The organism is Sphingorhabdus rigui (assembly GCF_014196595.1).
Taxonomy (GTDB): Bacteria; Pseudomonadota; Alphaproteobacteria; order Sphingomonadales; family Sphingomonadaceae; genus Sphingorhabdus_B; species Sphingorhabdus_B rigui.
Genome location: NZ_JACIEA010000001.1, coordinates 1,427,687 through 1,451,128 on the forward strand (window position 1 = coordinate 1,427,687; position 23,442 = coordinate 1,451,128).

Sequence of the window (23,442 nt, forward strand, 5' to 3'; positions counted from 1 at the left end):
CCCGCGCAAAGCAACTTTGCATGTTTACCCGTGTTCTATGATGTTAGCTGACGGCGTCGCACATGAATGAAGCATCGGTCATTCACGCGTTCCAAGCAAATCGCGGGCGACCACCCAATTGTGGATCTCGCTCGGTCCATCATAAATGCGCATCGTGCGTAGCTTGTTTGAAAGCAGATATAGCGGCATTTCGCGTGTCATGCCCATGCCACCGAACATCTGCATCGCATGGTCAACGATGTCATATGCGGCTTCGGTGCAATAGGATTTGATCATCGAAATTTCCTGCCGCGTGTCGCGCCCTTCATCGATTTTCCACGCGCAGTCATAGGTCATCAAACGCATGGCATGAATGCGTGTGGCGGCATCGGCTATCCAATTTTGAACCGTCTGACGCGAAGACAAAGGCTTGCCAAATGTGACGCGTTGTGGCGCATATTCAACCATCATGTCCAACGCGCGCTGCGCCATGCCGATCGACCAGGACGCCATTTCAATACGCCGCGTGCCAAGCCGCACCTGCATGGGCAGAAACCCCTGCCCGCGCGTCCCGAGCAATTTCCAGCCCGGAACACGGCAATCGTCCAGCGCGATTTCATAGGTCGCGGTGCCGTCAATCATTGGGATTTTACGTAACACGTTGAACCCGGGCGTATCGCGGTCCACCAAAAATGCAGACATGCCATTGCGTCCATTGGCATTCTTGTCGGTTACGGCCATCAAGATCGTGAAATCGGCTTCATCCGCTTTGGTAATCCAGATTTTGCGGCCGTTAATGATCCAGTCGTCGCCATCTTGGACGGCGGTGGTTTTCATCAATTGCGGATCAGCACCAGCGCCAGGCTCCGAAATGCCAATGGCAGAAATCGTTTCTCCCCGCACATAAGGCGCAAGATAATGCTCGCGCTGCTTTTCGTCCGCAGCCGCCATCATCATGCGCAAATTCGGAGAGTCTGGCGGCAGTGTATATGGCGTTGCGGTACGACCCAATTCCTCACCGACCCCAACCATCGCCACCATCGGCAAATTCATGCCGCCGACTTCTTCAGGCGCATCGAGCCCCCACAGACCAAGGTCTTTCGAGACCGCGTCAACCTTGGCCTGTTCATCCTTGGTCAGATAGCTGCCCTTGCCTGCAGTATCGCGTGCCAGAACCTCACTTTCGAGCGGCACCAATTGGGTGTCCACAAATTTGCGGACCAGATCCTTTAACATCCGATGTTCTTCGGCGAGTTCAAAATTCATCCAATGGGCCTTTATTGACTGATGTGGCGGCTGTGTTGTCGATTTTCATGTCCGAAATCATGTCAATCAATAGCTGCGGGGAAGGCCGAGAACATGCTCGGCAAGATAGCTTAGGATCAGGTTGGTGCTGATCGGGGCCACGGTGTACAGCCGTGCTTCGCGGAACTTGCGTTCGACATCATATTCTTCGGCAAAGCCAAAGCCACCGTGCGTTTGGACGCACATGTCCGCGGCGGCCCAGCTGGCTTCCGATGCAAGGAGCTTCGCCATATTCGCCTCTGCCCCCGGGTTACCTCCGGTATCAAATACCCGCGCTGCATGATGCACCATCAGTTCCGCTGCGCACATTTGGGCGTAGCAACGCGCGATCGGGAACTGCACGCCTTGGTTCTGGCCAATGGCGCGACCAAAGACGTTGCGTTCGCTGGCATAATCGCTGGCTTTTTTAATGAACCATTTGGCGTCGCCAATGCACTCTGCGGCAATAAGGATACGCTCGGCATTCATGCCTGACAGGATGTAGCGGAAACCTTTGCCTTCTTCGCCAACCAAGGCCGAGGCGGGGATACGCATATCGTCAAAGAATATCTCGGTCGTTGAATGGTTCATCATCGTGCGAATGGGTTTAATGGTCATGCCGTTTCCGACCACCTTGCGCATATCGATGAGGAAAACTGAGAGCCCCTCCGTCTTGCTGGTGACACTTTCACGCGGTGTCGTGCGTGCCAGCAACAGCATCAGGTCGGAATATTCCGCGCGGCTCGTCCATAATTTTTGGCCATTGATGACATATTCGTTACCGTCCCGCACAGCCACCGTCCGCAAGGAAAGCGTGTCGGTACCGCTGGTCGGTTCGGACACACCAAAAGCCTGCAGCCGCAGCTCGCCTGTCGCGATACGCGGCAGATATTCCTGCTTCTGTTCTTCGCTGCCATATTTCAACAACGTGTTCATGATGTACATCTGTGCATGGGCCGAAGCGCCGTTGCAGCCTGACGCCTGAATTTCCTCCATGATAATGGCCGCGTCAGAGAGTGCGAGTCCCGACCCACCATAAACTTCCGGTATCAACGCCGCGAGGAACCCGGCCTTGGTCAGCGCATCGACAAATTCGCCCGGATAGGCACGGGTGCTGTCTTTTTCCCGCCAATATGCACCCGGAAAATCGGCGCATAATGCCTGAACCGCACGGCGGATTTCGGCGATATTTTCACTCTCACTCATGTCAAATATGTCCTTGCGCCGAAGCTGCCATGATCTGTCGTCCGTCGCCTGCAAAGGCGGCCAGTTCAATCTCGTTGCCTGATCCCCGCATCACCAGATGCAAGGCCTCTCCACAGATTGCTGGAGATAGACCCCGGAATGCGAAACTGGCCAATGCGTTGTCCCCCAACGCCCGGCGGGCGAGGTCCAGCAGCAAACTCGCGGTCAACGGACCATGGACCACCAACCCGCGATAGCGTTCTTCATCGCGCGCATATGGCAAGTCATAGTGGATCCGGTGGCTGTTGAACGTGAGCGCGGAATAGCGAAAAAGCAACGGCTCGCTTGGGACAACAACGCGCTGAGCGTCCCAACCATTGGCATCAAAGCTGCGCGCGCTTTCCACGGGTGGTGATAGCGGCGTTTCTAACCCCGCGGCCGCGCGATACACGATGCTTTGAACCTCGCGCACGGCCAGTCCGTTTTCACTGGACGTTTCATGCGCGACATCGACAAATACCAATTGCCCGGAATTGCCGGACTTTTCGGATATCGACAATATGCGCGACGTCCGCGTGACGACCGCACCAACATGCAATGGCTGCAGAAACGCGACTTTGCTTGAGGCCCACATACGGCGCGGCAGCGGCACGGGGGGTAGGAAGCTTGCTAAGCCATCATCGCGCAAGGGATGCCCATCAGGCCCCAGCTTTGCGGTTGGTGCGTCCGGCAGACATAGGCACCAGTGCAAACCCTGCGGCACATTGCCATCGCTCGGCGCATCCCGGTCAAAGGTTGCAAGCCAGCGCGAAACCAGTCCCGCATCCACCCTGTCTGTCCGCACCTCCTCGCGACCAATCCAAGCATCCCATGCCCCCATTAGTTTACGCCTCCCATCAGGCCTTTGGCGATCACCTGCGCCTGAATTTCTGCGGCACCTTCAAAGATATTCAATATCCGCGCATCACATAAAATGCGGCTGATTTCATATTCCAACGCATAGCCGTTGCCGCCATGAATTTGTAAGCTCGCGTCGGCATTGCTCCACGCCGCGCGGGCCGCCAGCAACTTCGCCATGCCCGCCTCAATATCGCAGCGTTTGGCCGAATCCTTGGCGCGGGCAGCAGCATAGGTCAGTTCACGGGTCATCACGAAATCGGCCACGCTCATGGCCAATTTATCCGCAACGCGGGGAAAGTGTATGATCGCCTTGCCAAACTGTTTGCGGTTGACGGCATAGTCGAGACCCAGCTCCAACGCGCGTTTGGCAACACCCACGGCGCGCGCTGCGGTCTGGATACGTGCGCCTTCAAAGGTACGCATCAACTGCTTAAAGCCCTGCCCCTCTTCGCCGCCCAACAAAGCGTCATCAGGGGCAAGCATGCCATCAAATTGCAAGGCATATTCGCGCATGCCGCGATAGCCCAGCACTTCAATCTCACTGCCGGACATGCCCGTCGCCGGAAACGGGTCGCTATCCGTTCCGCGCGGCTTGGGGACGAGCAACATCGACAGCCCCGCATAGCCTTTCGCGTCGGGCAAAGTGCGCACCAGCATCGTCATCAGATCGGAACGGCTGCCATGCGTAATCCATGTTTTGGCTCCATTGATCGTCCATCCATCAGCGGTCCGTTGCGCGCGGGTTTGCAGCGCGCCGAGATCAGACCCTGTGTCGGGTTCGGTAAACACGGCCGTCGGCAAGGCTTCTCCGCTCGCGATTTTCGGCAGCCAATGCGCCTTTTGCGCCTCTGTGCCGCCCATGGAAATCAATTCACCGGCGATTTCAGACCGTGTGCTCAGCGACCCCGCGCCGATCCAGCCGCGCGACAGCTCTTCGGTTATCACACACATGACCAGCTTGGACAAACCAAGGCCGCCATATTCGGCAGGAATACACACGCCGAACGTGCCAAGCGCGGCCATTGCCGAAATCGTGTCATCGGGGATCAAATCATTGGCCAAATGCCATTGATGCGCGTGCGGCAAAATCTCGCTGTTGGTAAAGCGGCGATATTGATCGCGAATGGCGTCAAGCTCTGCGTCGTGAAGGCTTTCGCTCGGCATCGCACCTGACGCCAGCGCCTGCGCCACATCGGCGCGGACCGCGGCATGATCTGCACCCAATAGATCTTCGCAACGTGCGGCCAACAGTGCCGCCTGTTGCGACATGCCAAGATCAACGGGACGGAATATTTCATTCTGTCCCATCGGTAATCCGCCGGTCAATTGCCCAAGCGTTTCGGCAAAAATCAGCGTCGCAATGTTTCGATCAAGGTCGGTTCCGCCATCATGCAGGCGAAGCCAATCCGCCACTGCCGCAAGCGCAGCCACGCTTGTCCCAATCCACGAAAAGCCGTGGGCCGCTCGTTGGTCGGCGTCCATCGACCGCTCTTTTACCCGGTCGGCAAGCGCCGCCTTCGCCGCATCGCGGTAGCCCTCAGCAGCTTCGAGAGCGGCCGCAAAACTCATGCGCGCTCAAACACCGCCGCTATGCCCTGACCACCGCCAATGCACATTGTTTCCAGACCATAACGCACATCACGCCGCTGCATTTCACGCGTCAGGTTCGCCAATATACGGCCACCGGTTGCGCCGATTGGGTGGCCAAGCGATATGCCCGATCCATTGACGTTAAGCATGTCATGGCGGCTGTCATCATCCGACCAGCCCCATCCTTTGAGACAGGCGAGAACCTGCGGCGCAAACGCCTCGTTCAATTCAATCAAACCGATGTCGTCCCAAGAAAGGCCATTGCGCGCAAAGAGCCGCTCTGTCGCGGGAACAGGACCAAAGCCCATGCGTGATGGCTCGCAACCCGCTGCGGCCCAGCTGTGGAAATAGGCTATGGGTTCCAAACCAAGCTCTTCAAGCTTGTCCTCTGCAACGACAAGGCATGCGGCTGCAGCGTCATTTTGTTGGCTGGCATTGCCCGCAGTGACCACGCCGCCTTCGAGCGGGCGTAACGCGGCCATTGTCTCAGGCGTTGCGTCGGCGCGGTAGCCTTCATCATGATCAAAGACTATTGCGTCGCCTTTCCGTTGCGCGATGCTGACGGGCACCAATTCATCGTCAAACAGACCATTTGCCCATGCCGCCGCCGCGCGCTGGTGCGATCGGGCCGCATAGGCGTCACAAGCTTCGCGGCTGATATCATGGTCTTTGGCCAGATTTTCGGCGGTTTCGATCATCCCCGAAATCACGCCAAAGCGTTCAACGGGCTGGCTCATAACGCGTCCGCGGGTCAACCGGTCATGCAAGGTCAGATTACCCGCCCGAACACCTTTGCGGATGTCGGTGGTGTAATGTTCGACGTTGGACATGCTTTCACATCCGCCTGCGACCACCATGTCGCTCACCCCTGTTTGGACCATCATCGCGGCATTCACGATCGCCTGAAGCCCGGAACCGCAACGACGGTCGATCTGGTAACCTGGCACTTCAATCGGCAAGCCAGCGGCCAGCCATGACCAATGCCCGATACACGGCGCCTCACCGCTGCCATATCCTTGCGCGAACACAACATCGTCCACGCGGGACGGGTCAATCTTCGTCCGCTCGACAAGTGCTTTCAATATGATGCCACCCAGCTCGCCCGCGTTTAAGGACGAAAGCGCACCGCCGAACTTGCCAACGGGTGTGCGGATGGGCGCGACGATTGCGGCACGGCGAAGCTTATTCATTTGGCAATTCCTACTATTCCAGAGTCGATGAGATGGGCGATTTCGCCCGAGGATAGGCCGAGCGAAGCACTCAATATTTCCTCGCTATGCGCCCCATTGCGCGGCGCTGCCTTTGAGTCGCCACGCGGCAATTGGGGAATAGTGGCAAAAGCACCGGCAGCGGGATAATTGAAGCCCGACGGGTTTGCGTCAAAGTCGCTAAACATCGGATTATTACCGACCAAGCGTGGATCATGTGCAGCATCCAACATCGTTCGATAGGCCGAATGCACAATTCCGGCCTCATCCAGCGTTGCAGCCATCACCGCGTGATCGAGCGAACCAATTGCCCTTTCAAATAACGGATAAAGCGCATCGCGGTGCTGAAAGCGAAGTCCATCGTCGTTGGCGAAGCTCACTCCGCGCTCCGCCTCTATCGCCTCCACCTGCGCCTTCAAACCAAGCGCACCAATAAGGTTCGCCCATTGCCGGTGGGTGACAACGACCACCATCGTGCGCACATTGTCTTTGGTCACAAAATCGCGGCCGAACAGTCCATAGACCGCGTTGCCGAGCCGAGGACGATTGGCATTATTGTGCAACACTTCTGCTAGACTGCCCAGATTGGCAACGGTGCCAATGGCGACGTCCGACAGGGGAATGCGCACCTCACTGCCCTCGCCCGTCTGTTCGCGCCTACGAATGGCAGCCAGCATAGCGAACGCCGCATAAGCGCCGCTGATGACATCCCAAGCGGGCAACACATGATTGACGGGTTCGGGGCCAGCCCCAGTCATCATGGGATAGCCAACCGCATTATTCACCGTGTAATCCAGCGCAGGCGCCCCGTCCGCCCAGCCCATGACCCGCACGGTTACAAGATCGGCGCGTCCTTCAGCCAATTTTGCGTGCGACAGAAAACCTTCGGCGGGGAAATTGGTTATGAACTGACCGGTGGCCCGCACCAGTTCCTGCAACAACTCGCGCCCCTGCGGGCTGGATAGATCAAGTGCGACCGATTTTTTGGCGCGGTTTAGATTTTCCCAATACAGCGAGTCATCCGCCTCCGTCACTGGCCAGCGATGGTAATCCGGGCCGCCGCCAATCTGATCGACACGGATCACCTCCGCCCCGAATTGCGCGCAATATAGGCCAGCTGTCGGCGACGCCACAAAGGACGACGCCTCGATAATCTTTAGACCATCCAGCAAATTATACATGCATCAGGCCTGAGCCGCCCATTCACGCAGCATATGTTTGGCAATTTGAAGCTGCAGGATCTGCGTTGTGCCTTCATAAATCCGGTAAATGCGTGCGTCACGATAGAAACGTTCCGCATCATATTCTGCGAGATAACCGGCACCACCGTAAATCTGAACCACGCGGTCAACCACGCGGCCGCACATTTCGGATGCAAACACCTTGGCCGCCGCGGCTTTGCGCAGCACATTTTCACCGGCATCGGCGCGGCGGGCCGCGTCATCCAACATGCATTCTGCGGCGTAAATCTCGATTTCACTGTCCGCCAGCATTTGTTGGATAAGCTGGAAATTGGCAATCGGTTCGCCAAATGCCTTGCGCTCATTGGCGTAACGCAGCGCGCTGTCGAGCGCACGCCGCGCATAGCCCGTCGCCGCCGCACCGACCGACATGCGTCCGTTGTCGAGGCTCTTCATAGCAAAGGCAAAGCCCTTGCCCTCTTCACCACCCAATATGGCGTCGGCAGGCAGCTTCACATCTTCCATGATGATATCGGCGATATGGCTGCCGGACTGCCCCATTTTCTTGTCGGACTTACCAACGGTGATACCCGCCGTGTCCATCGGAACGATAAAGGCCGAGACATGCGCGTTTTTCGGCAAGGCTTCCTTGCTTGTCCGCGCCATGATCAACGCGACATTCGCGAATGGCGCATTGGTGATGTACCGTTTTGTACCGTTCAGCACCCAGCCATTGCCTGACTTCACCGCTGTGGTTTGCATCGCCGCGGAGTCGGATCCGGACCCTGGTTCTGTCAGACCAAAGGACGCAATTTCGCCAGCCGCCAAACGCGGCAGCCATTCCGCCTTTTGCGCATCCGTCCCGCCATTTTTGAACGCGGAACACACCATCCCGACATTGATGGACGTGACCGAACGAAAGCATGGTGCCGCATAGCTGAATTCACGCATGGTGCGGATATATTGCTGAATATTCATTCCAGCGCCGCCATATTCCTCCGGAACCGTCAACCCGAACAATCCGAGGTCGCGCATTTCGGCCATGATCGCTTCAGGGATCATTTCCGTTTCGAGCACTTCCTTTTCCGCCGGAATTAACCTTTCACGAATATAGCGTCGCAGCTGTTCCGTGAATTGTTCGAAAATGTCGTTATCCATTATGTTCCTCTCCGCTCCCATGCAAAATTTGCGCTTCGTCATGGATTACTGTTAGTTTTTGAAATTCAAAAGTACCCGTTCGACAAAACCGTGACATTGCGTTCAACGCTTGTCGACTGAAATGCGGCTTTTTCATCCCTTTGATGTATAAAAATCCGCTGAGAACGCAGCTTCGCCGTGGCGCGCCAGCCAATAATCGTCGGTAAGCTGCGCACAATCGGAACATCACAATCTGCGCATAGGAAAAGCTCTTGTGACTTGCTAAATATATCTTGAAACAGAGATAATCGAGCGTGCAAGAATGTCTTGTTTGCGCGCGGCGTCCAGTTCTGACAGTAGCGTCTGCAGGAAGTGACCAGACTATGACGAAAACGCTGACCCATCTTGAGCGCCTTGAGGCTGAGGCGATCCACATCATGCGCGAGGTTGTGGCCGAAGCGGAAAAGCCCGTCATGCTGTATAGCGTCGGAAAAGACAGCGCCGTTATGCTGCATCTGGCGCGCAAGGCATTCTACCCCTCGCCGCCGCCATTCCCATTGCTGCATGTCGACACGACGTGGAAGTTCAAAGACATGTATGCGCTGCGCGAAAAGGCCGCGCGCGATGCGGGCATGGAGTTAATCGTTCACCAAAATCCCGAAGCGATTGCGCGCGGGATCAATCCATTCGATCATGGATCGCTGCACACCGATATGTGGAAGACAGAGGGCCTGAAGCAAGCGCTCGACACATATGGTTTTGATGTCGCATTCGGTGGTGCGCGCCGCGATGAAGAGAAAAGCCGTGCCAAGGAGCGTATCTTTTCATTCCGGACAGCGACGCATGGTTGGGACCCCAAGAACCAGCGCCCGGAACTCTGGAATCTGTACAATGCCCGCAAGGCGAAGTCCGAAAGCATCCGGGTATTTCCCATCTCAAACTGGACGGAGCTGGACATCTGGCAATATATCCATCTCGAAAATATCGAGATTGTACCGCTTTATTTCAGCGCGCCGCGTCCCACGGTAACACGCGATGGCATGCTGTTGATGGTTGATGACGAACGCTTTCCATTGCAGGATGACGAAGTGCCCGTGGAACGGTCCATCCGGTTCCGAACGCTGGGCTGCTACCCGCTGACGGGTGCGGTCGAAAGCACGGCATCCACATTGCCCGAAGTCATTCAAGAAATGTTGCTGACCACCACCTCCGAACGCCAAGGTCGGGCGATTGACCATGATCAGGCCGCAAGCATGGAAAAGAAGAAGCAGGAAGGATATTTCTAATGACTGCTTCCTTAGACAACCCGGTCATTTATAAAGCCGATGAACTGATTGCGTCGGATATTGATGCCTATTTGGATGTGCATCAACATAAATCGCTGCTGCGCTTTATCACCTGCGGTTCGGTTGACGATGGCAAGTCCACACTTATCGGTCGGCTGCTGTACGATTCAAAAATGATCTTTGAAGATCAACTAGCGACGCTTGAGTCCGATTCCAAGCGCATGGGCACCCAAGGTCAGGACATTGACTTTGCGCTGCTCGTGGATGGGCTGGCCGCCGAACGCGAACAGGGCATCACGATTGACGTCGCCTATCGCTTCTTCGCCACAGAGAAACGCAAATTCATCGTCGCCGATTGCCCGGGGCATGAACAATTTACCCGCAATATGGTCACTGGAGCATCGACGGCGGACCTCGCGGTTATCCTCATTGATGCGCGCAAGGGCGTCCTCGTGCAGACACGCCGGCATAGCTATCTTGCGAAGCTGCTGGGTATTCGTAATATCGTGCTCGCGGTGAACAAGATGGACCTGATCGACTATGATCAGGCAAAATATGACGCCATCGTTGCCGAATATACCGAATTTGCCGCCAGTATCGGCATCAGCGATTTCACGCCGATGCCCATTTCGGGTTTCAAGGGCGACAACATCACGGAAATCTCGCCAAATACCCCTTGGTACAATGGCCTACCGCTAATGGCCCATCTGGAAACCGTTGCACTCGATAATGATGCTGATCAGGCCAAGCCTCTGCGCATGGCTGTCCAATGGGTCAATCGGCCAAATCTCGATTTCCGCGGCTTTTCCGGCCAAATTGCGACAGGGACGGTCCATCCGGGCGACGCCATTCGTGTTTTGCCATCGGGCAAGACAACCACCATCAAAAAAATCGTAACACTTGATGGCGAGCTTCAGGAAGCCGTGGCCGGCCAATCGGTCACCTTATGCTTTAATGACGAAATCGATTGTTCGCGCGGTGATGTTATCGCCGCTGCTGACAATCCGCCAGAGGTAGCCGACCAGTTCGAAAGCACTATTGTGTGGATGGCGGATGACGCGCTTGTCCCTGGCCGTTCTTATTGGTTGAAACTTGGCACGCAGATGGTTTCTGCGACTGTGCAAGCGCCGAAATATACCGTCAACGTGAACAGCATGGAGCATATGGCGGCCAAAACGCTGGAGCTTAACGCGATCGGCGTTGCGGAAATTTCGACCGACAAGCCCATTGTGTTCGCGCCTTATGCGGAAAACCACGCACTCGGCGGCTTCATCCTGATCGACAAGATAAGCAACGCGACCGTTGCTGCTGGAATGTTGCACTTTTCGCTGCGCCGCGCACAAAATGTCCATTGGCAGGCGACCGACATTGGTCGTGACGCGCACGCCATGTTGAAGAACCAAAAGCCGAGGATTTTGTGGTTCACCGGCCTGTCGGGTTCTGGAAAATCGACCATCGCTAACGAGGTGGAAAAGGCGCTTCACCTAATGAACCGGCACACATTCCTGCTTGACGGTGACAATGTCCGGCACGGTTTGAACAAGGATTTGGGCTTCACGGAAACCGACCGGATCGAGAATATCCGCCGCGTCGGCGAAGTCGCCAAATTGATGGCGGATGCGGGGCTGATTGTCCTGACCGCGTTCATTTCACCATTCCGCGCCGAACGCGACATGGTGCGGGCGATGTTACCCGAGGGCGAATTTGTCGAAATCTTCGTTGATACGCCATTGGAGGTCGCCGAAGCGCGCGATGTGAAGGGCTTGTATAAAAAGGCGCGCGCCGGCCAACTTAAAAACTTCACCGGTATCGACAGCCCCTATGAACCGCCCGAACATCCCGACATTCGCGTGAACACCGTCGAGATGAGCCCGGCCGAGGCAGCCGAATATATCGTGCGCCAGTTGATGCCGCTCAAATGACGATCATCGCTGACGATACAGAGCTTGCCGCATATTTGGCAAAGGCCGCAGGCGCGCTGGTTCTCGAAATGCGTGATACCAGTGGGTTGGTCGCGAAGGAATTGGGCAACGCGGGCGATCAAACCGCCAACCAGTTCCTGATCCGTGCGCTTGCCGAACAACGCCCTGATGACGGTCTTTTGTCGGAAGAAAGCAAAGACACCGACGCCCGCCTTTCAAAATCGCGCGTGTGGATTATCGATCCAGTCGATGGAACACGCGAATATAGCGAAGGCCGGTCCGATTGGGCGGTCCATGTCGCGCTGGCCATCGACGGTGCGCCCGTCATTGGCGCCGTTGCGCTTCCGGCTTTGGATTTGGTTCTGCGCACGGATCAGCCAGCCATCATCCCCCCTGCCCCTGTAAAACTCCGCATGGTGGTCAGCCGGACGCGCCCGGCACCCGAGGCTGTCGCCGTGGCCGAAGCATTGGGCGCTGAGCTCATCCCCATGGGGTCTGCGGGGGCCAAAGCGATGGCCGTGGTCCGCGGCGAGGCCGATATCTATCTGCACACCGGCGGGCAATATGAATGGGATAGCTGCGCACCCGTTGCGGTCGCGGCTGCCTATGGCTTGCACGTTAGCCGCGTTGACGGCAGTCCGTTGGTCTATAACCAGCGTGATGTGTACATGCCCGACCTGCTCATTTGCCGCAAAGAACATGCTGCGCACGTGTTGGCACTGGTGCAGTTATCAGCGGAAAAGAACTGACCCGGCGCGCTGACGTCTTTATTGCCGTTCGGAATCTTCAAAACAAACCTGGCACGTCGCGTTGGGCGGCGCGCGCATCTACTGGCGCAGGAAGGACCCGGCGTTCGGTGCGCGTGGAGACGCCTTGCGCGGTTTGGGCAACGACCACCGGCGTGCAACTGCGGCCAGCAATAAAGTCCAACGCTGTGCGCAATGATGCCTCAAGCGGATCGCCCAAGGGCCGGCTAATGTCGTCCGCTGCTGCGCATGTCGCGCGCATTGTGCCCGCCAGTCCCGAATAATAGTCGCCCTGTCCGGCTGCATTTTCTTTGGCAAAGGCAACAACGCGAATTCGGTCATCGCATGCGGACTGGTCCAGCGCGATTTGTCCGACGGGTTTGCCATAGCTGTTGCTGCCAATCAGTGCGGCATTCACGCCCAAATAGGGCCCAAAACTGTTCATCACCAACTCGCTGGCCGAAGCGGTGGCACCGGTTGCGATAAAGGCAATTTTAATGGGCGAAACCGACTGGGTTTGTGGCGCAAAGCGACGGGTTTCGTTGTTGGATGATTTTGACGCGCGAAAACGCGTGACCGTAAAGATGTCGCTGGGCAAGCGGTTGCCAGCCATCAGGTCGCCCATCAATTCAGCCGTCGAAACCAGCCCGCCGCCATTGTACCGGAAATCGATAACAAAATTGGTGATCCCCTGAGCCCGGAAATCGGCAAACGCGGTTCGCAACTGATTATCTGCCGTGGAAATAAACGTGCGCATATTGATGTAGCCAACGCGCTGACCACCATTGTCGATCACTTTCACGCCATAGCGCGGCGACAATGGCGCGATATTATAGTCGGCCTTCGCCACCGTCACATTCCGCGTGCCGCCGGCGTCGGTAATGCGCAATACCCGGCTTGTACCAGCCGTGCTTGGTCCCAGCGCGCTCGTGATCCCGCTTGTACCCTGCGCGGTGATGATATCAGCGACGGGCGTAAGATTTGCGGCATCGGTTCCAATCGCCAGAACTTCGGTTCCGCGATCAATGCCCGCAGCAAGCGCGGGTGCACCTTCAAACGCTTCAATAACGAAAACGCGGTTGCCCTGAAACGCGAAACGTACGCCAAGACCGGCAGTCGAACCCGATGCGTAATAGGCATTCTCTTCCTGAATGGACGTCACATAGGTAAAGTACCGATCACGTCCCTGCGCACGCGCATTGGCGGTGAGCGCATCAATATAGGATTGCACAGACGTATAAGGTGCCGTCGCTAATGACCCCGGAAGGGTTTCTGGAAACAAATACCATTCATTCAAAACCGAAAAGGCAAAATCTTGCCGGCTGCTCAGACTGCACGCCGATGATGTGGGCGGTGACGTGGGGGGCGTCGGCGGAACTGTGACGGTTCCACCGCCGGAACTGCTACCGCCGCCACCGCATGCCGTTAGGGCCGCCGCCAAGATGACAATGACGTTCTTCAACGCGCCGTTTTTCATGCCAGTCTATCTCCCCCTCAGGTCGGTTTATGCAGTAACAGGTGCACGGGAAGGCGGCCGTCGGCAAGGTGGATTTCGCATAATAACGCAACTTCATGTAAAATTTTCAAACGTCATTCTTGGTCGGCCTATTCATTGGGCCAAGAGATAATTTGGGTCGCTTGCCTTGTCTAATTCGTCACGCCCCTCATATTGAAGTCTTACTTCATCGAGACCCTCACCCATGCCACCTGAAGAATTTCGGTCCAAAGGACTGCGTGTACCCAGCGGGCGGCTTTCGCGTATCGCCCGTTTTGGCAATATGGCGACGGGCATTGCGGGAAGCATGTTGCTTGATGGTGCCAAGCAGTTTGCATCTGGACGGCGGCCGACGGTGGCCGATTTGCTTCTGACACCAGCAAACGCATTAAAGGTTACCCTGCAACTGGGACAAATGCGCGGCGCGGCGATGAAATTGGGGCAGCTTGTGTCCATGGACACCGGCGATTTCCTTCCGCCCGAGCTTGCGGATATATTCGCGCGACTACGTGCGGATGCGCAGCATATGCCGCCAGCCCAGTTGAACGCGGTGCTCGCAGGGCATTGGGGCAGGAATTGGCGCGAACAATTCATTCGCTTTGACGACCGCCCCATTGCGGCAGCCTCCATCGGGCAAGTCCACCGCGCGCTGACCCTCGACAATGAAGATGTCGCAATCAAGATCCAATATCCCGGCGTCCGGCGCAGCATTGATAGCGATGTCGATAATGTCGCTACGCTGTTGAAACTGTCGCACCTCTTGCCGAGCACACTCGACATCGCGCCATTGCTGGTCGAGGCAAAGCGCCAGTTGCATGAGGAAGCCGATTATGTGCGCGAGGGCGACTATCTGGCACAGTTCGGGGCGCTTTTGGCTGATAACGCGGCGTACACCGTTCCGGCGCTGCATCCGGCCTTAAGCGGCAAAAACGTGCTGGTCATGTCGTACATTGAAAGTGTCGCAATAGAATCGACAGTGACTGCGCCGCAGGAAGAACGCGATCGGATCATGACGTTGCTGATTGAACTAGTCTTGCGCGAACTGTTTGAATTCAATCTCATGCAAACCGACCCAAATTTCGCCAACTATCGTTACGACCCGGCAACTGGGAAAGTCGTGCTTCTCGATTTCGGGGCAAGCCGCCCATTACCGAAAACGGTCGTCGACCAATATCGCCATCTGCTTCAGATGGGATTGGCCGGTGACCATGATGGCGTTTTGGCGGCGGTCATCGATATGGGCTTTATGAACGCCCAGACGGCAAAGTTGAATAGCCGCGAGATCAGGAACATTGTCGCGACGGCAATCAACATGGTGCAGCAGCAAGGCCCGTTCGATTTCGGCCAAACAGGGTTCGTGGGCGACATGCGCGACGAAGGCATGAATATAGCCGCCGACCGCCGCAACTGGCACATCCCGCCGTCCGAAATGCTATTTGTGCAACGCAAGTTAGGCGGCGTGTTTTTGCTGGCAAGCCGGTTAAAGGCCCGTGTTGATGTGCGCAGCATGTTGGATAGTTATGTGTAATACATCCCGGATACACTGCACCGCGACCCCACATATCGAATTATCGGAAAAAACGATTAGTCATTGCAAAAACGGTTGCTGGACTAAATAACAGAATTCGTGTTGGGGAGCGTCAGAATTTCAAAAACCACCATCGAAAGGATTTCACATGGGTATCATCGGTTCAAGCATTAAGCCGTTCACAACGCAGTCGTACAAGGCTGGCAAGTTCGTTGAAGTTTCCGACGCCGACGTAAAGGGCAAGTGGGGCGTATTCTTCTTTTACCCAGCTGACTGGACATTTGTATGCCCAACCGAGCTGGAAGACCTTGCTGACCAATATGCGGACCTGCAAGCCATGGGCGTTGAAGTATTCGCAGTGTCGACCGACACGCATTTCAGCCACAAGTCATGGCATGACAGCTCGCCAGCGATCAGCAAGATCAACTACCACATGCTTGGCGACCAGAACCACGTCATCAGCAACAATTTCGGCGTATTGCGCGAAGGCCAAGGCCTTGCTGACCGTGCGACCTTCGTAGTTGACCCAGACGGCGTCATCCAGGTCATGGAAATCACCTGTGAAGGCGTTGGCCGCAACGCGGTTGAACTCGTCCGCAAGATCAAGGCTGCGATCTATGTGCGCGAGCACCCCGGTCAGGTTTGCCCTGCGAAGTGGGAAGAAGGCGGCGAAACGCTTGCACCTTCGATCGACCTCGTCGGCAAGATCTAATATATATTCGGGTGTCGCGTTCTTTAGCGCGGCACCCACCCCCCCCCAATATTTGACCAATTTAGCCGCCATCCGTTGCGGCGTGAACGTGCTTGCGTGAAAGAGACCCAAGATGCTTGATGCTGCTACCACTGCCCAGTTGAAAACGTATCTGGCAAACCTGCGCACCCCTGTTGAGCTCGTCGCGACCCTCGACGATAGCCCTAAATCTGGGGAAATGCGCGCTTTGGTTGAAACCGTCGTCGAACAATCGCCCCTGCTGACCGCGCGTTTTGATGGGCATGCGGATCGCGTGCCTTCATTCGCTATCCGCCGCGCTGACGGCACTGCTGAAACGCATTTTGCAGGCCTGCCATTGGGGCATGAATTCACATCGTTGGTCCTCGCGCTTCTGCACATGGGCGGCCACCCGCCCAAGGAAGAAGCCGAGTTACTCGATTCCGTGAAGGCGCTTGAAGGCGACTTCCACTTCGAAACATTCTTTTCGCTGTCGTGCCAGAATTGCCCTGACGTCATTCAGGCCATCAACATCATGGCCGCGCTCAATCCAGGCGTCAGCCATGTGGCAATCGATGGCGCCATGTTCCGCGACGAAGTTGAAACCCGCAAGGTCATGGCCGTCCCTGCCATTTACCTGAATGGTGAACCCTTTGGCCAAGGCCGGATGGACCTCGCGCAGATCATGGCCAAGTTAGACACAGGTACCGTTGCCCGCGCTGCGGAAAAGATCGCAGCCAAGGAACCGTTTGAAGTCTTGGTCGTCGGCGGCGGTCCAGCCGGTGCGGCGGCAGCCATTTATGCGGCGCGCAAGGGTATCCGCACCGGCGTTGTTGCGGAACGATTTGGTGGTCAGGTGCTCGATACGATGGGCATTGAGAACTTCATTTCGATCCAGCACACCGAAGGGCCAAAACTGGCGGCGCAATTGGAACAGCATGTCCGCGAATATGACGTCGACATCATGAACCTTCAGGCCGCGACGGAGCTCATCCCCGCTGCCGAAGGCGGCTTGCATGAAGTGAAGCTCGCGAGCGGTGCAACGTTAAAGGCACGGACGATCATATTGTCGACAGGTGCCCGTTGGCGGCAAATGGGCGTTCCCGGTGAAGAAGAATATCGCAACAAGGGCGTGGCATATTGTCCGCATTGCGATGGTCCGTTGTACAAGGGCAAGCGCACCGCCGTCATTGGTGGTGGTAACTCCGGCGTTGAAGCGGCCATCGACCTTGCAGGCATTGTCTCCCACGTGACGCTCGTCGAATTTGACTCGCAACTGCGCGCGGATGCAGTGCTGCAAAACAAACTGCGCAGCCTGCCCAATGTCGACATCATCACGTCGGCATTGAGCACGGAAGTGTTAGGCGACGGCGAAAAGGTTGAGGCATTGGTCTATACCGACCGCCTGACCGGCGCGTCCCATCGCATCGATCTTGAAGGCATCTTCGTGCAAATCGGGCTGGTTCCGAACACCGAGTGGTTAAAAGGACCGCTGCAGCTTTCGCCGCGCGGGGAAATCGAAGTCGATGCGCATAACGCGACGAATATCCCCGGCGTTTTCGCTGCTGGCGACGTTACGACCGTCCCGTACAAGCAAATTATCGTCGCGATGGGCGAAGGTACAAAGGCAGGCCTGTCTGCGTTCGATCACATCATCCGGCATTAATAGTCCTGCCGCAGCGGGCCGGGAACGGGCGTTCTCGGTTCGCTGCGGCAGGATAATGTTTCGCCTTTAGAAGTGCTTTCGTCGAAATCTGCTGTTAATAACGGTTAAGTTCCGCCAACACGCGAACTTCGATATCCATCTCCCCTCACCGGTGAAAAAATGCGCAAGCCACTCATTCTATCGTTGATGCTATGTGTCGCTGCCTGTGGCGGCGGTGAAGAAAAACGCGACCGCCCTGCGCCTTTGGTCACACTGGGTTCTGCAACACAGCATGTATTTTCGGACCGCTACGTTGCCGTTGGCACCGCGAACGCAAATGAGCAGGTTTCGGTTCGCGCGCCTGTGACCGAACGCATCACGCAGCTTGGCTTTTCCGACGGCGACTATGTACGGCAGGGCCAGATGCTGGCCGTTCTGGCGCAAGGGCAGGAAACGGCATCACTCGCCAGCGCGCAGGCGCGCGCGCGTCAAGCCGATCAGCAACTGGCGCGGATTAGTGAGCTCCATCGGCGCGGCTTTGCAACCAACGCCAATCTTGAGGCGCAAACCGCATCTGCGGCATCGGCAAGAGCCGCCGCCAATGAAGCGCGCGCGACGATTGGCGACCGCGTTGTGCGGGCACCCTTTTCGGGACAAGTGTCGCTGCGCCGCATATCGGTTGGCGCAGTTGTAAGCGCTGGCGACGAAATTGCCGCCGTCAGCGACCTGAGTGCAATTAAACTGGATTTCACCATACCCGAAACGATGTTGGCGAACGTCCGTGTTGGCCAAGACATCAGTGCGAAGGCGGCGGCTTTCCCCGATTATATCGCTTCAGGAAAAATCATTGCGATCGATCCCGTGGTGAACCCGCAAACGCGGACCGCCACGCTGCGCGCGATATTGCCGAACCGCAACGGACAGTTAAAACCGGGAATGTTGTTGTCGGTCACAATTACATCGAAAACGCGAAACGCCCCGGCGGTCCCTGAACTCTCGCTCGTCCGTGAAGGCGATGCGAGCTTCGTCTACATGCTGGATGCCGATCAAAAGGCAAAACGTATTGAGGTTAAGACAGGTGGACGCGACGGCAATCTGGTCGAAATCATCAGCGGACTTAAAGTCGGCGACAAAATCGTAACCGAAGGCGTCGTGAAGCTGTCGGATGGTGCCAAAGTGCGCACCGGAAAAGCCAAAGCTGGCGAAGCCCCCGCAAAAAGCAAATGATGCAGGTTTGAGATGACACTTTCCGACATCTCGGTCCGCAGACCCGTATTCGCAGCCGTAATTGCGATCTTGATGGTGCTGGTCGGCATTGTCGGCTTTTTAAACTTACCCGTTCGCGAATATCCCGACACGGAACCCCCGATTGTGTCGGTTGGAACCGCCTATACCGGCGCTGCGGCCAGTGTCGTCGAAACGCGGGTGACGCAGGTGCTCGAAAATGCGCTTGCCGGCATTGAAGGCATTCAAACCATCACGTCCCGTTCGCGCGACGGGCAGTCCGAGATCACCATCGAATTCGCGCCGGGCCGCACCGTAGACAGCGCAGCGAACGATGTCCGCGACCGTGTCGGTGGGGTTGCGGATGATTTGCCCGAAGAAGTGCTCGCGCCTGAAGTGCGCAAGGTCGATGCCGATGCATCGCCCATTCTCTTTCTCGTGGTGTCTAAACCGGGTTGGTCGCGGCTTGAACTCAGCGACTATGTCGACCGCAATCTGGTGGACCGGTTCTCCGCCCTCGATGGCGTGGCGCGCATATTTGTAGGCGGCGAAGCCCGGCCATCGATGCGTATTTGGCTGCAGCCAGACCGCCTTGCGGCATTGGGCCTCACGCCGCTTGATGTGGAAAATGCGCTGCGCAGCCAGAATGTCGAACTGCCCGCCGGTCGCTTGGAGTCTACCGATCAAAACGTAACCCTGCGCGTCAGCCGACCATTTGGGAATGAGGCCGAGTTCCAGCAGCTGATAGTTGCACGCGGAGCCGACGGTTCGCTCATTCGTCTGGCGGATGTGGCGCGCGTCGAAACCGGTCCGGAAAATCCCTATGCGGCATTCCGGCTGAACGGCGAATCTGCGCTCGGTATGGGCATCGTCCGCCAGTCGGGTGCCAACACTTTGGCTGTCGCCGAAAGCGCAAAGGCGCTCGCCGAACGCATCAAAGGCGACCTGCCAAAGGGCATGACCATTACCGTTGGATCGGATGACTCGCTGTTCATCAGCAAAGCGATCAGCGGCGTGTGGACCACCTTGGCGGAAGCGGCGGCATTGGTTGTCTTAGTCATCTTCCTGTTTTTGGGCAGCTGGCGCGCAACGCTTATTCCGGCGATCACCGTGCCCATCTGCTTGCTCGCAACCTTTGCGGTGCTGTGGCTGTTCGGATTTTCCATCAACCTGTTAACGCTGCTGGCGCTTGTCCTCGCAATTGGGCTGGTGGTCGATGACGCCATCGTGGTGTTGGAAAATGTCTACCACCGGATTGAACAAGGCGAGCCTCCCCTTGTCGCGGCGGTGACGGGTACGCGGCAGGTCGCTTTTGCGGTTGTATCAACCACCATCGTCGTCTGCGCGGTATTCGTGCCCGTTATGTTTCTGACAGGCCAGACCGGCTTGCTATTCCGCGAGCTTGCAGGTGCAATGATTGCCGCCATCGCCTTTTCGGGCTTTGTTGCGCTCAGCCTTGCGCCGATGCTGTGTTCGAAACTGCTCAAGCAGGAAAAGCGCGGACGTGTTGCGTCATGGGTGGATGACAAATTCCAACGCGTGGAGACGCGCTATACGCATATGCTGTCCCGCGCGATTGCCAAGCCCTTGGCCGCGATACTTGGCGTCATTGGATTTTTGCTTGTCGCAGGCCTTTTGTTCACGACGCTGCAGTCTGAACTCGCGCCAGCCGAGGATGTGGGCATCTTGAATGCGAACATTTCGGCGCCCGAAGGCACTGGCTTCCAAGCGATGGACAAATATATGTTGGATGCGTCCAAACCGCTTTTGGAATTGCTCGATAAGGGTACGGTTCGGTCCATCATTCAACGCACACCCGGCGGCTTTTCCGCGAGCGACGACTTCAATTCTGGTACTTTCGTCATCTTCCTGAAACCATGGGAAGAGCGCACCGAGAAGACCGAAGATGTCGTCGCACAGGTCAACAAAATCCTTGCTGATCTGCCCGCTGTGCGCGGTAATGGCGCGGCGCGGTCGTCTATCGGACGTGGCCGGGGCCAGCCGCTGAACTTTGTCATCGCAGGTTCGACTTATGAATCCCTAAGCGTTGCGCGTGACAGGATATTGACTGCCGCGCGGGAAAATCCGGGCATTGTGAACCTTGATTCCGACTATAAGGAAACGAAACCGCAAATGGAGATTCAGGTCGACACGGCACGCGCCGGTGACCTGGGTGTATCCGTTGCCGACGTCAGCCAAGCGCTGCAGTCGCTATTGGGGTCGCGCCGTGTCTCAACCTATGTGGATCGGGACGAAGAGTATCGCGTGATTGTTCAGGCCGATGCCCAAGACCGCGCAACGGCCGAGAATTTGGCCGCTATCCAGCTGCGGAGCCGCGATGGTTCCTTGGTGTCGCTCGCCAACCTCATCACCTATAAAGAAACCGCCGGCGCACGCGACCTTGGCCGTTATAACAAGCTGCGCGCCATTACGCTGTCTGGCGGATTGGCGCCCGGCTATTCAATGGGGCAAGCACTCACGTTTCTGGAAGAGCAAGCCGCTGCATCGCCAGAAGTGCTGGCCGTCGGCTATCGCGGTGAAAGCCAAGCGTATAAGGAAACGGGCGGTTCCATCATCCTCGTGTTTTTCATCACGATCCTGTTGGTCTATCTCGTCCTTGCGGCGCAGTTCGAAAGCTTTGTCCACCCTGCGACAATTATCACCACCGTTCCATTGGCCGTCGGCGGTGGTATCATTGGACTTGCGCTGACCGGGATGACGCTCAACCTCTACAGCCAGATTGGCATCGTCATGCTCGTCGGGCTTGCGGCAAAGAACGGCATTCTGATTGTCGAATTTGCAAACCAGTTGCGCGATGAAGGCTTGGAAATTCTGGAGGCGATCCAGCAAGCTGCAGCGCGCCGTTTGCGACCAATTCTGATGACCTCGATTGCGACCGTGTTCGGTGCAATCCCGCTTGCTATTGCCAATGGCGCTGGCGGTGCGGCGCGGTCTTCTATAGGGGTGGTGATTGTCTTCGGTGTAACGCTCGCCACGTTGATAACGCTGGTCCTCATCCCGCTGATTTATGCGCGGCTTGCGAAATATACGGGATCGCCAGAAGCGGTCACGCGCCGTTTGCAGCAGGAACTGGCTGAACAGGAAAAAGGCGCAGCCTGACGGCTATCGCAGGGGCCTCCCAAGGGGCCCGCCCTTTGACGCTGTGACTTCGTCACTTCTTAACATGTTGGGCTTAGACGGCCACCTGCACAGGCGCATCGACTGCAGGAACCCGACATGCATAAGAATATGGTTATCTTTGGCACGCGGCCAGAAGCCATAAAGTTATTTCCTGTGGTCAATGCGCTGGCAATCTACGCCAATATGCGCACGGAAATATTGGTGAGCGCGCAACACCGGCAGATGCTTGATCAAGTGCTGGCCATCAGCGGCATCGTCCCGGATTATGACCTCGACCTCATGCAACCCGGGCAGTCGCTTGATGCGCTCACAGCGCGCTTGTTGGAGGCTATTGGCCGCGTGCTCGATTCTACAAAACCCGACCGCGTGATCGTCCAAGGCGACACCGCAACCGCGATGGTCGGCGCACTCGCCGCTTATTATCGCCAAATTCCCGTGAGCCATGTCGAGGCGGGTTTACGCAGCAACAATATCCGCCAGCCATGGCCTGAGGAAGTGAACCGCAAGATTATCGGCTCGATTGCGGATCAGCATTTCGCACCAACCGCTGTGTCTGCGGCTGCGCTTACCGCAGAGGCGGTTTCACCCGAAAACATTTACGTCACCGGCAACACAGGTATTGATGCGCTGCATTGGGTAACCGATCGCATCGCGCAAAACCCAGCATTGGCAGCAAACCTTGCGCCATATGAAGAGCGGTTCCGTGGCCGCAAGATCATTGGCATCACGGCGCACCGTCGGGAGAATTTCGGCGATGGCATGGGCAACATCGCATCGGCCATTCGGGCCATTGCGGCGCGGGACGATGTCGCGTGCATCTTCCCCGTGCATATGAACCCAAATGTGCGGGCAGTCATGGAAGCCGCACTGGATGACTTACCCAACGTCGCCATGATTGAACCCTTGGATTATCCCAACTTCGCCCGCTTACTGTCGATATCCCACATCATGTTAACCGATAGCGGCGGCGTTCAGGAAGAGGCTCCCGTGCTTGGAAAGCCGGTGTTGGTCATGCGCGACACCACCGAGCGCCCGGAAGGCGTCACAGCGGGCACAGCCAAGCTAATCGGCACCGATAAAGACCGCATCATTGCCGAAATTTTCACGCTTTTAGACGATGATGCCGCTTATGCAGCCATGGCCCGTGCGCACAACCCATTTGGGGATGGTCAAGCCAGCAAGCGCATAGCGGAAATCATCGATCATACCCGTCGTCGAGCAGCCTGACATACGCGCGTTCGGCTGAACATGCCGACGCAAGACTTGTTCCTGTCATGATAAA

Annotated in this window: 17 protein-coding genes; 9 read left to right on the forward strand and 8 right to left on the reverse strand. The window is 56.8% G+C overall.

Features of this window, described 5'->3' with window-relative positions; genetic code table 11:
• Nucleotides 1–78: 78 nt before the first annotated feature.
• From GGR91_RS06565 to GGR91_RS06595, 7 genes are all read right to left on the reverse strand, one after another.
• On the reverse strand, nt 79–1,245 hold the full coding sequence (locus GGR91_RS06565; protein WP_183941204.1) for an acyl-CoA dehydrogenase family protein: 1,167 nt from the start codon (nt 1,243–1,245) through the stop codon (nt 79–81).
• A 66-nt stretch (nt 1,246–1,311) separates the two neighbouring features.
• Nucleotides 1,312–2,469 (reverse strand): acyl-CoA dehydrogenase family protein, encoded by a 1,158-nt coding sequence (locus GGR91_RS06570; RefSeq protein WP_183941206.1) that lies wholly within the window; start codon nt 2,467–2,469, stop codon nt 1,312–1,314.
• Between the two features lies 1 nt (nt 2,470).
• On the reverse strand, nt 2,471–3,328 hold the full coding sequence (locus GGR91_RS06575; protein ID WP_183941208.1) for an FAS1-like dehydratase domain-containing protein: 858 nt from the start codon (nt 3,326–3,328) through the stop codon (nt 2,471–2,473).
• Entirely contained in the window at nt 3,328–4,917 is a 1,590-nt protein-coding gene (locus GGR91_RS06580; RefSeq protein WP_183941210.1) for an acyl-CoA dehydrogenase family protein, read from the reverse strand. Before GGR91_RS06580 ends, GGR91_RS06575 begins: the two co-directional genes overlap by 1 nt.
• Nucleotides 4,914–6,128 (reverse strand): acetyl-CoA C-acetyltransferase, encoded by a 1,215-nt coding sequence (locus GGR91_RS06585; protein ID WP_183941212.1) that lies wholly within the window; start codon nt 6,126–6,128, stop codon nt 4,914–4,916. The genes GGR91_RS06580 and GGR91_RS06585 overlap by 4 nt, the downstream gene beginning before the upstream one ends.
• Nucleotides 6,125–7,327, reverse strand: coding sequence for a CoA transferase (locus tag GGR91_RS06590; protein ID WP_183941214.1), 1,203 nt, complete (start codon nt 7,325–7,327; stop codon nt 6,125–6,127). The genes GGR91_RS06585 and GGR91_RS06590 overlap by 4 nt, the downstream gene beginning before the upstream one ends.
• Nucleotides 7,328–7,330: 3 nt before the next feature.
• Nucleotides 7,331–8,485: an acyl-CoA dehydrogenase family protein gene (locus GGR91_RS06595; protein WP_183941216.1), complete on the reverse strand. Its 1,155-nt coding sequence runs from the start codon at nt 8,483–8,485 to the stop codon at nt 7,331–7,333.
• A gap of 329 nt (nt 8,486–8,814) precedes the next feature.
• On the opposite strand from GGR91_RS06595, the gene cysD reads away from it, so the two are divergent.
• From cysD to GGR91_RS06610, 3 genes are read left to right on the forward strand one after another with little or no spacing between them, the layout of a single operon-like run.
• Nucleotides 8,815–9,750: a sulfate adenylyltransferase subunit CysD gene (gene cysD, locus GGR91_RS06600; RefSeq protein WP_407698403.1), complete on the forward strand. Its 936-nt coding sequence runs from the start codon at nt 8,815–8,817 to the stop codon at nt 9,748–9,750.
• Nucleotides 9,750–11,672: a sulfate adenylyltransferase subunit CysN gene (gene cysN, locus GGR91_RS06605; protein WP_183941220.1), complete on the forward strand. Its 1,923-nt coding sequence runs from the start codon at nt 9,750–9,752 to the stop codon at nt 11,670–11,672. The genes cysD and cysN overlap by 1 nt, the downstream gene beginning before the upstream one ends.
• The gene (locus tag GGR91_RS06610; protein ID WP_183941222.1) at nt 11,669–12,421 is read left to right on the forward strand and encodes a 3'(2'),5'-bisphosphate nucleotidase CysQ; all 753 of its coding nucleotides are present in this window, start codon (nt 11,669–11,671) and stop codon (nt 12,419–12,421) included. The genes cysN and GGR91_RS06610 overlap by 4 nt, the downstream gene beginning before the upstream one ends.
• A 37-nt stretch (nt 12,422–12,458) precedes the next feature.
• Here GGR91_RS06610 and GGR91_RS06615 read toward each other — a convergent pair whose 3' ends face one another.
• Nucleotides 12,459–13,895 (reverse strand): S41 family peptidase, encoded by a 1,437-nt coding sequence (locus tag GGR91_RS06615; RefSeq protein ID WP_183941224.1) that lies wholly within the window; start codon nt 13,893–13,895, stop codon nt 12,459–12,461.
• A gap of 223 nt (nt 13,896–14,118) precedes the next feature.
• Here GGR91_RS06615 and GGR91_RS06620 point away from each other — a divergent pair, with 223 nt between their 5' ends.
• From GGR91_RS06620 to wecB, 6 genes are all read left to right on the forward strand, one after another.
• The gene (locus tag GGR91_RS06620) at nt 14,119–15,441 is read left to right on the forward strand and encodes an ABC1 kinase family protein (RefSeq protein WP_183941226.1); all 1,323 of its coding nucleotides are present in this window, start codon (nt 14,119–14,121) and stop codon (nt 15,439–15,441) included.
• Nucleotides 15,442–15,589: 148 nt separating this feature from the next.
• On the forward strand, nt 15,590–16,153 hold the full coding sequence (ahpC, locus tag GGR91_RS06625) for an alkyl hydroperoxide reductase subunit C (RefSeq protein WP_183941228.1): 564 nt from the start codon (nt 15,590–15,592) through the stop codon (nt 16,151–16,153).
• Nucleotides 16,154–16,265: 112 nt separating this feature from the next.
• A complete protein-coding gene (ahpF, locus tag GGR91_RS06630; protein ID WP_183941230.1) occupies nt 16,266–17,816 on the forward strand; it encodes an alkyl hydroperoxide reductase subunit F in 1,551 nt (516 codons plus the stop codon).
• A gap of 159 nt (nt 17,817–17,975) precedes the next feature.
• Nucleotides 17,976–19,022 carry an efflux RND transporter periplasmic adaptor subunit gene (locus GGR91_RS06635; RefSeq protein WP_183941232.1) on the forward strand — a complete coding sequence of 349 codons (1,047 nt, stop codon included), beginning with the start codon at nt 17,976–17,978 and terminating at the stop codon, nt 19,020–19,022.
• 12 nt (nt 19,023–19,034) lie between these two features.
• A complete protein-coding gene (locus GGR91_RS06640; protein WP_183941234.1) occupies nt 19,035–22,139 on the forward strand; it encodes an efflux RND transporter permease subunit in 3,105 nt (1,034 codons plus the stop codon).
• Between the two features lie 117 nt (nt 22,140–22,256).
• A complete protein-coding gene (gene wecB / locus GGR91_RS06645) occupies nt 22,257–23,387 on the forward strand; it encodes a non-hydrolyzing UDP-N-acetylglucosamine 2-epimerase (protein ID WP_183941236.1) in 1,131 nt (376 codons plus the stop codon).
• The last annotated feature ends 55 nt before the right edge of the window (nt 23,388–23,442 follow it).

Coding starts and splice junctions, on each gene's coding strand:
- GGR91_RS06565 (WP_183941204.1), bottom strand. CDS start 1,245: ATGAATTTTGAACTCGCCGAAGAACATCGGATGTTAAAGGATCTGGTC.
- GGR91_RS06570 (WP_183941206.1), bottom strand. CDS start 2,469: ATGAGTGAGAGTGAAAATATCGCCGAAATCCGCCGTGCGGTTCAGGCA.
- GGR91_RS06575 (WP_183941208.1), bottom strand. CDS start 3,328: ATGGGGGCATGGGATGCTTGGATTGGTCGCGAGGAGGTGCGGACAGAC.
- GGR91_RS06580 (WP_183941210.1), bottom strand. CDS start 4,917: ATGAGTTTTGCGGCCGCTCTCGAAGCTGCTGAGGGCTACCGCGATGCG.
- GGR91_RS06585 (WP_183941212.1), bottom strand. CDS start 6,128: ATGAATAAGCTTCGCCGTGCCGCAATCGTCGCGCCCATCCGCACACCC.
- GGR91_RS06590 (WP_183941214.1), bottom strand. CDS start 7,327: ATGTATAATTTGCTGGATGGTCTAAAGATTATCGAGGCGTCGTCCTTT.
- GGR91_RS06595 (WP_183941216.1), bottom strand. CDS start 8,485: ATGGATAACGACATTTTCGAACAATTCACGGAACAGCTGCGACGCTAT.
- cysN (WP_183941220.1), top strand. CDS start 9,750: ATGACTGCTTCCTTAGACAACCCGGTCATTTATAAAGCCGATGAACTG.
- GGR91_RS06610 (WP_183941222.1), top strand. CDS start 11,669: ATGACGATCATCGCTGACGATACAGAGCTTGCCGCATATTTGGCAAAG.
- GGR91_RS06615 (WP_183941224.1), bottom strand. CDS start 13,895: ATGAAAAACGGCGCGTTGAAGAACGTCATTGTCATCTTGGCGGCGGCC.
- GGR91_RS06620 (WP_183941226.1), top strand. CDS start 14,119: ATGCCACCTGAAGAATTTCGGTCCAAAGGACTGCGTGTACCCAGCGGG.
- ahpC (WP_183941228.1), top strand. CDS start 15,590: ATGGGTATCATCGGTTCAAGCATTAAGCCGTTCACAACGCAGTCGTAC.
- ahpF (WP_183941230.1), top strand. CDS start 16,266: ATGCTTGATGCTGCTACCACTGCCCAGTTGAAAACGTATCTGGCAAAC.
- GGR91_RS06635 (WP_183941232.1), top strand. CDS start 17,976: ATGCGCAAGCCACTCATTCTATCGTTGATGCTATGTGTCGCTGCCTGT.
- GGR91_RS06640 (WP_183941234.1), top strand. CDS start 19,035: ATGACACTTTCCGACATCTCGGTCCGCAGACCCGTATTCGCAGCCGTA.
- wecB (WP_183941236.1), top strand. CDS start 22,257: ATGCATAAGAATATGGTTATCTTTGGCACGCGGCCAGAAGCCATAAAG.